Genomic DNA, 9480 nt, shown 5'->3' on the forward strand with positions numbered 1-9480 from the left:
GGTCGGGGCCGATCCGCTGGTTCGGGTCGCGCGGGTCGCGTTGCTCGTTCGGATGGTTCGGATCGTTCGGATGGTTCGGATGGTTCGGGTCGGTCACGGTTCTCCCGCCTCCTCGGCGCGGACGGTGTGCACGACGTCCGCGCGCAGGGGTACGAGGCGGAGGACTCCGGCGTGGCGTCCCGCGCCGGTCCAGACGACGTCCTCGGCGGTGCCCCGCCAGATGTCGTCCCCGGCCGCCCCGCGCCGCATCGCCTCGGGCACGAACCGCACCTGCCGGGCGGCGAGCGGGTCGTGGGACAGCAGCCGCATGTGCTCGGGGCCGCAGAGCGCGACCGTACGGCCGGGGTCGTCCTCGGCGAGGATCAGCCGGGCGACGGCGTCCGGGGCGACACCGGTCAGCCGGGCGGCGTCGGGCCGCTCGGTGCGGTCGGTGAAGGCGGCGAGCCCCGAGAGTGCGTCCGGGTCGCGCAGCCCGTCGTACCGGGGCGGCGGCGACGCGGCGACGTCGCGCTCCAGCCGGACCCGGGTCTCGTCCAGGAGGTCCGCGATCCGCTCCTCGTGGACGGCGGGCACCACGGCGCCGGGATCGCGCTCGATGCCCGCCCAGCAGCGGTCGAGGATCAGCAGGGTGCCGGCGACCAGGTCGCCGACGAGCGTGTCGACGAGCAGCGGACCGCCGTCGCCGTACCGCCGCTCCAGCCACCCGGGGGCGGGCGCCGGTTCGCCCGAGGGGGCGGTCCCGCGCCGGTCCGCCGCGCGGAAGGACCCGGCGGACCTGGCGGACCCGTCGGAAGGGTCCCGGTCGTACGGGAATCGGTCGGACCCTCGTGACCCGCCCGGCCCAGCCTGGTCGTACGGGAATCCCCCGGACCCGCGTGACCCGCCAGGCGCCCGAGGCTCCTCGTCCATGTCCGACCAGACGTCGTCCGCGTCGCCGTCGCCCCAGTCGTCCCAACTCCACGACGAGGTACCGGCGTCCACGTCCGGTGGGCCGGCCGGCTCGCTCCGGTAACCGCGCTCCGCCGGGTCCTCCGGGTCCGGCCACGCCCCGTGGTCGTCCCCGGGGCCGTTCGCGCGGGCGGGCCCGCGGCCGTACGCGTCGGCGGTGTCCGCGAGACCGCGGAGCAGCCGTGCCACCGCCCCCGCGCCCGCCGAGCAGTGGTGCCGCACCTCCGCGAACAGCCAGTCGTGCACCGCCGTCGTGACCACCAGCGCCTGGACCTCGCGGAGGATCCGCCGCGCGTCCTCCGGGTCCGCCCGGGCCCACCACGCGTCGACGGCCCGGCTCCAGTCCCGCAGCGCGAGGAGGAGGACCGCCGCCAGGGACACCACGAGGGCCACCGCCCCCGCCCACGCGGGCGGGCCGAGGAACAGGCCGAGGCCCGCCCCGAGGAGACCGCCGAGCACCCCTCCGGCGAGCCGGGGCGCGGCCCCCGTGGCGCCGCCGCCGTCGATCCGCCCGTCCGGCGAGCGGTTCGGCCTGCGCCGCAGCATGAGGTGGGCGAGCCCGGCGGCCAGTACGCCGACGGCCGGGCCGAGGACCCAGCCCACAACCGGCCAGATCCCGGCGAGCAGGGCGAGGAGGCCGGTCACGGCGAAGGCGACCGGCCGCGCACCGCCGGCCTCGAACGGGTGCCGGGTGCCGAGCCGCCGCAGCCGCTCCGGCCCGCAGATCGCGTCCAGCCGGGCGAGCCGGGCGGCGCTGCCGACGGGCGCGGTGCGCGCGGACAGCGCGGAGAGCCGGGCCGCCACGGAACGCAGCGGCAGCCCCTTCCCGATCAGCTCGTGGGTGTGGTCGCGCAGGGCGGGGACGATCCCGGTCCGCGAGATCTCCCGGGGCATCTCGGGCAGTTCGATGCCCCGGTCCCGCAGCACCCCCCGGTGCTCGGCCGTGAGGCGGCTGCCGCCGGCGGCGGCGAACGCGTCCGCCACGGCGGTCCGGAACCGCTCCAGCTCTCCCGCCACCCGCTCGATGTCCCCCGGCAGGTCGACCGCGCGGGCGGCCCCGGTGAGGAGTCCGGCGGCGCCGCGCACCCGCCGGTAGCCGTCGACGGCGTCCTGGACGGCCTCGTCGCAGGCGACGAGCCGGAGCCCCGCGCGGCCCCGGGCGGGCAGCCAGCGGTGGTCGGCGAGCGAACGCGGCAGGCCCTCGTCGAGCAGCAGCGCGAGCGCCGGCGGCACCTGGTCGGCCGAGGCGGTGCCGGCCGGGACCTCGGGGCCGATGAGGCCCTCCACCGCCTGGCGCCAGGCGCGCGCCCGCGCCTCCTCGGTGAGGTCGTGCTCCAGGACGCGCACGGCGGGCACGGCGACGCCGTGCACCACCTCGCCGAGTGCGCGCAGGGCCGCGTCGAAGACCTCGGGCGTGGACAGGACGTCGACGAGCGGACGCAGCACGGCCTCGGCCGGGACGCCGTCCTCCGCCGTGTCGAAGACCCACAGGACGCCGGCGGCGGGCGGGCGGAGGGTGAGCGTCCGGCGGACGGCCCGCTCGCCCCGGACGGCGACGGCCAGGCAGACGATGCGGGCAGGCCCGTACGACGAGAGCCGCTCGTAGAGCAGTTGGTGGGAGACGAGCCGGTCGGCCTCGTCGACGACGAGGAAGCGGCGCTCGCCGCCGGGCTGCGGGGCGTCCAGCGCGGCGCGCACGGCGGCCTCGGGGTCGTACGCGCAGGCCTCGCGCAGGTCGAGGCAGACGGCGTGCCCGGGCAGCGGCCGCTCGGGAACCACCCGGGCGCTCACTCCGCCTCCCCGGCCCGGCCGCGGCGGCGGGGCGCGTCGTCGAAGTCGCGGTCGGGGGCGTAGCCCAAGTCCGCGCCGTAGCCGGAGTCCGGGCGGTGGTCGGGACCACGGTCCGGGCCGCGACCGGGACCGCGACCGGGGTCTTGGCCGCGACCGGGACCGCGGCCGGGGCCCGGGCCGTGGTCAGGACGACGACGCCGGTCCGGGCCGAAGTCGGCCTCGTCGTCGCCTTCATGGCCGGGTCCGTAGTCGGCTTCGTAGCCGGGCTCGTAGTCCGGTTCGTAGTCGGTCTCGGGCTCCGGCTCCCGGTCCCAGTCGTCCTCGAAGGCGGAGGTCCGCCGGGGCGGCTGCTCCGCCGCGCGCGGGCGGGGACCGTCCCCGTTCCGGTAGGCGGCCCGCGGATCGGGCGCTCCCCCGCCCCCGTAGGACGGCCGCGCGCCGGACTCGTACGAGGGCCGTCCGCCGGGCTCGTACGAGGATCGTGAGCCGGACTCGTACGAAGGTGGCCCCCCGGGCTCGTACGACGGCCGTGCGCCGGGCTCGTACGACGGCCTTGCGTCGGACTCGTACGAGGGACGCCCGCCGGACTCGTACGCCCCGGTCCGCCGCGCGCCCTGACCCGGGATCCCGCCCCCGCCGTTCCCCGTGGTCGCCCGTGGTGCGTGGCGTTCGTACAGGGCCCGTAGGGTCGAGCGGGTCGCCTTGGCCGCTCTCGGGAAGCGCATGTCGAGGGCGCCGGGGAAGGTGACCTCCCAGAAGTGGCGGAGCGGGGTGAGCCATTCGGGGTCCGCGTCGCCGTACTCCCCCTGCTCCGCGACGAGTCGGTCGATCAGCGCGAGCTGGCGCGGTGCGACCTGCTCCACGAAGAGGGTGAAGAGGGGCGACGGCGGGGCCGGGACCTGCGCGAGGCCCCGGGGCAGGGCCTGCATGAGGCGTTCGCAGAACTGCTCGATGATCTGCCCCTCGTCGAGCAGCGCCCAGCGCTCGTACGCGCGCAGCAGTCCCGCCCAGCTGGTGAGCGAGCCGTCGAACTCCTCCAGGCGCAGCGACATGGTGGCCGACTCGCCGTCCTGGAGCCGGATGCGGACGCGGTGCGGCGAGGCGGCCGGGCCCTCGGTCTCGATGTGCCCGTTCCACATGGCGCAGAGCAGCCGGTGCAGGATGCGCTGCCGGTCGTGCTCGGTGGAGACCAGCCAGTCGTCCTCGTAGCCGAGGCGCTGGCGCCAGTGCAGGAAGTCGTCCTCGCCGGCCGAGTCGCGGGCCTCGGACCACAGGCTGAGGACGTTGCGGACCTCGGAGATGTCGGTGAGGTTCATGCCGCTGCGGAAGAACACGACGGTGATGGAGTCGGTGTCGCCGGCCCGGCTCTCCGGGGTCACTCGGGAGGGCAGGTTGAGGGCCTGTTCCAGGTACTCGCGGGCGCGGCCGTCGGCCTCGCTCGCCGGGTGCACGATGAGGATCTTGAGCGGTCCGCTGCCGTCGGGGACGAAGCCCACCGGGATGAGCCCGGCGAGCCGGGAGCGGAACTGGTCGAGCCAGCGCGGGTCGATCTTCGCCTCGGCGTTCTCGTCGCCGGCGGCGGCCCGGAGCAGCAGTTCCATGGAGGGCAGCAGGGGGCGGGCGAAGGCGTCCTCGTTGGCCTCGCCGAACAGCCGCTTGACCCGTCGTTCGACGACCTGCTTGATCTCCTTGACCGCCGCGCCGGACGACCGGCGGACCGAGTCGAGGGCCCGCCGCCAGTCGTCGGGGCCGACGATCCGGCCGAGCAGTCCGGCGGCGTCGGCGCCCTCGGGCAGGCCCTCGCTCTGGGCGAGCCGGTCGACGACGTCGTCGTAGAAGGCGCGCAGGGTGTTCTGCGGGGGCAGCAGGTAGGCGATGCCGGCGCGGTCGTCGCGGTAGAGGTCGCGGCGGCTGTCGGCGAAGGACTTGCCCTCGTCCTGCTCGTGGACGCGGAGCGCCTTGACGAGTTCGGCGACCTCGGAGGTGGCCTTGTTCAGGGACGGGCGCCACTGGGCCTCGCCGTTCTGCCAGCCGTGGTGCCAGAGGGTGCGGGCCCGCCACTGGTACCAGGCCTGCTGCGCGGCGAGCGCCTCCTGGACGTCGGGGTCGCTCCACCGGGCCGGTACGACGCCGCCGACCGGGCCCTTGATCGGGGGGATGTTCGGGGCGGCGGTGCGGACGTCGGGGGGCCGCTCGGGTTCGTTGCGCCGGTTGTCGATCATGCCGGTGAAGCCCTCCCGGGCCACCCGGTCGGGGTGGTTGGGCAGGCCGGACAGGACGACCTTGATCTGGAACGGGTCCATCGTGCCGAGGAGTTCGCGGACGCCCGCGCTGGGTCTGAAGTCCTCGGTGAGGCGCGGGATCTCGCGGGCGAGGCCGGTGTCGAGGCGGCGCAGGGACTCCTCCATGTCCCCGAGCCGGTTCCGCAGTTCCTGGGTGATCCGGGTCTTCCCCCGGGGGAGTTGCTCGGGCAGCGGGACGTCCGGGGCGTCCCGGGTCCACAGGCGGCCGATGCCGGAGCGGTTGAACAGTTCCCGGACGTGGTTCTGTCCCTCCCGGTCGGGGCGGCGGGCGCGCTCGGTCATGCCGCGTACGGCCTGGGCGAGGAGCCGGGCGGCGACGATCTCGGCGAGGTCGTCGACGGGGACGGTGAGGGCGGCGGCGAGGCTGGTGGACATGCCCCGGTAGCCGATGCCGGTACGGGCCGGGGTGGAGCGTTCGACCGCCTTGTTGATGAAGCTGGCGGCGAAGGACTGGTAGTCCTCCTCGGCGCGGGTCGCCGTGCCGCCGTCCGTGCCGAGGTCGGTGCCGATGAGCGAGACGACCATGGCGGCGATGGAGCGCCGGAGGTCCTCGCTGTTGATGACGGACGGCTTCGAGAAGAGGAAGGCGGTCTGCATGGTGGCGGGGCGCAGGGCGACGACGCCGTCGCCGGGGTAGGTGACGCTGAGCCGGCCGCGGTCCTCGACGTCGCCGACCTGGTCGAGGGCGTCGGGCACGTTCTGGTCGTCGACGAGCCGGGAGAGGTCCACCAGGGCGCGGGCGGAGTTGAGTTCGGCCTCGCGGCCGCCGCCGGCCTCGGGCGGGAAGGCGGAGGGCATGACGACGAGCGGGTAGATCTTCACCCCGGGCACCCGGGCGTTGCGGAACTCGTGGCCGATGAGGTGGATGAAGTCGTAGAAGATGCCGGCGCCGGTGCCGCCGGCGACGGAGAAGGCGACGAAGACGTCGCAGCCGCGGATCCGGCCGCCGCCGACCCGCCGCAGGTCTCCGGCGGACTGGCCGATGGCGCCGATCGCCTCGCGGAGCTGGCGCAGGACGGGTTCGAGGCCGGAGCGGAGGGTGGCGAAGAGGGCGGAGCGGCCGACCGTCGGGAGCTGCCCGGCGCCGCTGTTGAGCGGGGCGACGCGCGGTTGGCGGGCCTGCGGCGGCAGCCAGCTCCGGGTCTCCTCGGGGACCGAGACGCGCAGCATGCGGGTCACCTCGGGCGAGGAGTCGAAGTCGGTGGGCAGCAGGTCGCGGACGATCCTGGAGGTACGGGCGAAGGCGGCGCCCTCGGCGCCCTTGGCCTTGAACTGGGGGTAGTTGAGCAGCTCGGCCTCGCTGAAGTCGGCGTAGACGAACTGGAGGCAGTCGGGCAGCTGGAAGGGCAGGCGGCGGCCGCCGTCGACGAGGTCCGTGCCGTCGGGGCCGCACAGCTCCCGGCGGAGGCTGCGTTCGAGTTCGCTGCCGATGCGTCCGCCGGTGCCGCCGAGTCCGACGAAGAGCATGGGCTGGTAGATCTTCATGGCGTTCTCCTCGGACCCGTTCAGAAGTTGACGTCGTAGGTGCTCGCGTCGGGCGAACCGTCCGGTCCCGGTCCGGTGACGGGGCCGGTGTCGGTGCCCGTGCGGCGGTCCGCCCGGCCGGTGCGGCGGGGGCGGCGGCTCCACGGCGTGCCGCGGCCGCCGGCCGGGGCGGGGCGGCCGCCCCGTACGACCAGTTCGTGGTCGCCGAGGCCGGCCGGTTCCCCGGGGCGGACGGGGACCTGCGCGCCGCCGCGGGGGCGCAGCAGCAGTTCGCCCGCGCCCGTGCGGCGCAGCACGTGGGCGGAGGAGCCGGCGCCGGGGACGCGGCGCAGGGTGGCCGGTGTCCCGTACGGCTCGTCGACGGCGAAGGCGAAGGCCCCGCCGGGGCTCTGCCCGCGGCGGACGGTCAGCGAGTCGAGCGTCCGCCCGTCCTGGAGGAGTTCGAGGGTGACGCCGGTGAGGTCGCGGCGGCGGCGCCGGAACACGAGCCGGATGCCGACGAAGGTGCCGACGAGGAGGGCCGCGGCGGCTCCGCCGAGGACGACCTTCCACCAGCGCTCCCACCAGGTCGGCGGCGCCACCACGCGGACGTCCAGGAAGGCGCCCCGCAGGGCGCGGTCGCCGTCGGTGGTGTCCACGACGGTGACCCGGCCGCCGAGAGGGCCGTAGGGCGTGCCGGGTCCCACGGTGACGGTGAAGGGGATCCGGGTGCTGCGGTTCGGCGGGGCCGTGACGGTGGCCGGGGCGACGGCGAGTTCGGCGCCCGGCCTCTGGTCGGCGAGGGCCAGCCGCAGGGTGTGCGGCGCGGAGTCGTTGTTGGTGACGTCGAGGGTGCCGCGGACGGTCGTGCCGGGGTGCACGTCGGCGCCGTCGACGGTGAGGGCGGCGGTGACCGGGGGCGCGCCCTCGGCGACGACGGCGTGCAGCGGGCGCCGGTCGGAGGTGATGCCGGGCGCCTCCATGCGGGTGACGAGTTCGAGGGCGCCGGTGGCGCTCTTCGGGACGGTGAGCGTGCCGGTGAACCGGACGTCGCCGGCCTTGGTGTCGGGGGCCTTGCCGTCGTCGGCGAGGCGGAAGCGCACGGGGGCGAAGCCCTCGCCGGTCAGCTCGGCCGCGACGGCGAGACCGGCCAGCTGGCGGGGGTCGGTGATGACGACCCCGCGCCGGGTCTGCATCTGGACCTCGACCTCGACCTGTTCGCCGGGGCGGGGGGACGCCGGGTCGAGGACGACGGCGGAGCGCAGCCTGCCCTGCCAGAGCGCGCGGACGGCGACCTCGCGGTCCTGGTGGCCGGCCGGGGCCTCGATGTGCACCCGCCAGCGGCCGGGCAGCGGGTTCTTCACGCGCAGGGCCTCGACCGGGCCGTTCTGCCCGCTGACCTCGAAGGAGGAGCCGTCGAACTCGCCCCGTACGGGCACCTTGCGGCCGGCCGGGTCGTAGTAGGTGACCTGGACGGCGGGGTCGTGCTTGGCGACCGTGAGGGAGCCGTCGGTGGCGAGGGGCGGGATGGTGACGGTCAGGTCGGCGGGCGGCTTACCGACCGTGCCGTGCGCGATCCGGGCGCAGCGGGCGGCGGCGAAGGTCTCCTGGAGCGCCTTGTCGATCTCGGCGGAGCTGCCGACGACCCGCATGCGCGGGGCGGATCCGGGGATCTCGGAGCAGGCGCCGCGGTAGCCGCCCTCGGCCATCGCGGTGAGGGAGGCGCGGTCGAGTTCGGCGCCGAAGCCGAGGGGCCAGATCTGGACGCCGGCGGCCCGGGCACGGGCGAGTTCCTCGGCGAGCCGCTTCTCCCCGTTCGCCTGGCGGCTCTCCCGGTCGGTGCCGTACTCGGGGCTGTCGGCGACGTCGAGCTTGCCGTCGGTGAGCAGGAAGACGACCTTGGGGGTGCCGGGCTTCCCGGTTCCGGCGGCGGTGCCGGTGAGGCGGGCGACGGCCTGGCGGACGGCGGCGGGGAAGTCGGTGCCGGGGCCCATCCGGGCGGTGTCGCGGCGCCCGAGGCGCTGGACGCAGTCGCTGAGGCGCTCCCGGCCGGCGGCGTCGGCGACGGTCGGCGGGCACACCTCGCGCACCGGCGACTGGCCGCGCTTCTCCGAGCTGCCGAAGCCGATCACGGCGGCGCGGGAGCGCTCCGATATCTCGCCCTGGACGAGCAGCGCCGCGGCCTCGGTCTCGCGCGCGAGGTCCCTGTCGGCGAGSCTCGCCGACTGGTCGACGACGACGGCGAAGTCGAGCGGGTCGGGCCCTTCGGCGGGGTCGGCGGCCACGGTACGGAGGGCCGTCCGCGCACCGGGGGCGCCGGGCGCGCCGGAGGCGGTGGTCGCCGCGAGCGGGCCGGAGAGCGCGAGGAGCGCCCCGGCGAGGAGCAGGGCGCCCCCCTTGTCGATCCACTGCATGTTCTGTCTCACCACAGTTCGCTGAAGAGGGCCAGGAGGGCGCCGAGCGCGAGCGCGGACACGCCCAGGCGCAGCCACCGGTACTTCGCCGCGAGCACGAGGCCATGCACGCTGGCCTGTTCGAGGAGCCAGCCGGTGGCGTCCGCGCCGGGCGCGGAGAGCCGGGCGCGCAGCGCGCTCACCGACGGTCCGCCGGTCAGGTCGCGCAGGAACGTGCGGTCGGCTCCGATCCGGGTGCGGGGCAGCACCACCGAGACGAGCATCAGGACCCCGGCCGTCCAGAGCGCGCCCGCGAGGAGCAGGAGGACGAGTCCGGGTCCGCCGGCGGGCGGGAGGGCGCGGTCGCCGGAGAAGACGACCGCCAGGAAGGCGAGGGCGCCGGAGAGCAGGATGGCGGCCTTGGTGTCGGCGCGGCCGATGTCCTCCCGGACGGTGGCGAGCAGCCGCTCGGCCATGAACCTCAGCTCCTCGGCGGGTACGGGGGCGGTGGCACGGCTGCTCCGCGGTCTCGCGGACACCGCCGACGCGTACGGCCGCGGGCCCGCCCGCGCGAACGGCCC

Annotated in this window: 4 protein-coding genes; all 4 read right to left on the minus strand. The window is 76.1% G+C overall.

Going from position 1 to position 9480, the window contains the following annotated elements:
• Window positions 1-93: 93 nt before the first annotated feature.
• From EAO70_RS37690 to EAO70_RS06645, 4 genes are read right to left on the minus strand one after another with little or no spacing between them, the layout of a single operon-like run.
• Window positions 94-2739: a hypothetical protein gene (locus EAO70_RS37690; protein ID WP_187283764.1), complete on the minus strand. Its 2646-nt coding sequence runs from the start codon at window positions 2737-2739 to the stop codon at window positions 94-96.
• On the minus strand, window positions 2736-6527 hold the full coding sequence (locus tag EAO70_RS06635; protein ID WP_148002076.1) for a tubulin-like doman-containing protein: 3792 nt from the start codon (window positions 6525-6527) through the stop codon (window positions 2736-2738). The genes EAO70_RS37690 and EAO70_RS06635 overlap by 4 nt, the downstream gene beginning before the upstream one ends.
• Before the next feature lie 20 nt (window positions 6528-6547).
• Window positions 6548-8920: a vWA domain-containing protein gene (locus tag EAO70_RS06640; protein ID WP_261992710.1), complete on the minus strand. Its 2373-nt coding sequence runs from the start codon at window positions 8918-8920 to the stop codon at window positions 6548-6550.
• A gap of 8 nt (window positions 8921-8928) precedes the next feature.
• Complete coding sequence (locus EAO70_RS06645; RefSeq protein WP_148002080.1) at window positions 8929-9375, minus strand: Pycsar system effector family protein; 447 nt, start codon at window positions 9373-9375, stop codon at window positions 8929-8931.
• Between the last annotated feature and the right edge of the window lie 105 nt (window positions 9376-9480).

The organism is Streptomyces sp. adm13(2018) (assembly GCF_008042145.1).
In the GTDB taxonomy this organism is placed as follows: Bacteria; Actinomycetota; Actinomycetes; order Streptomycetales; family Streptomycetaceae; genus Streptomyces.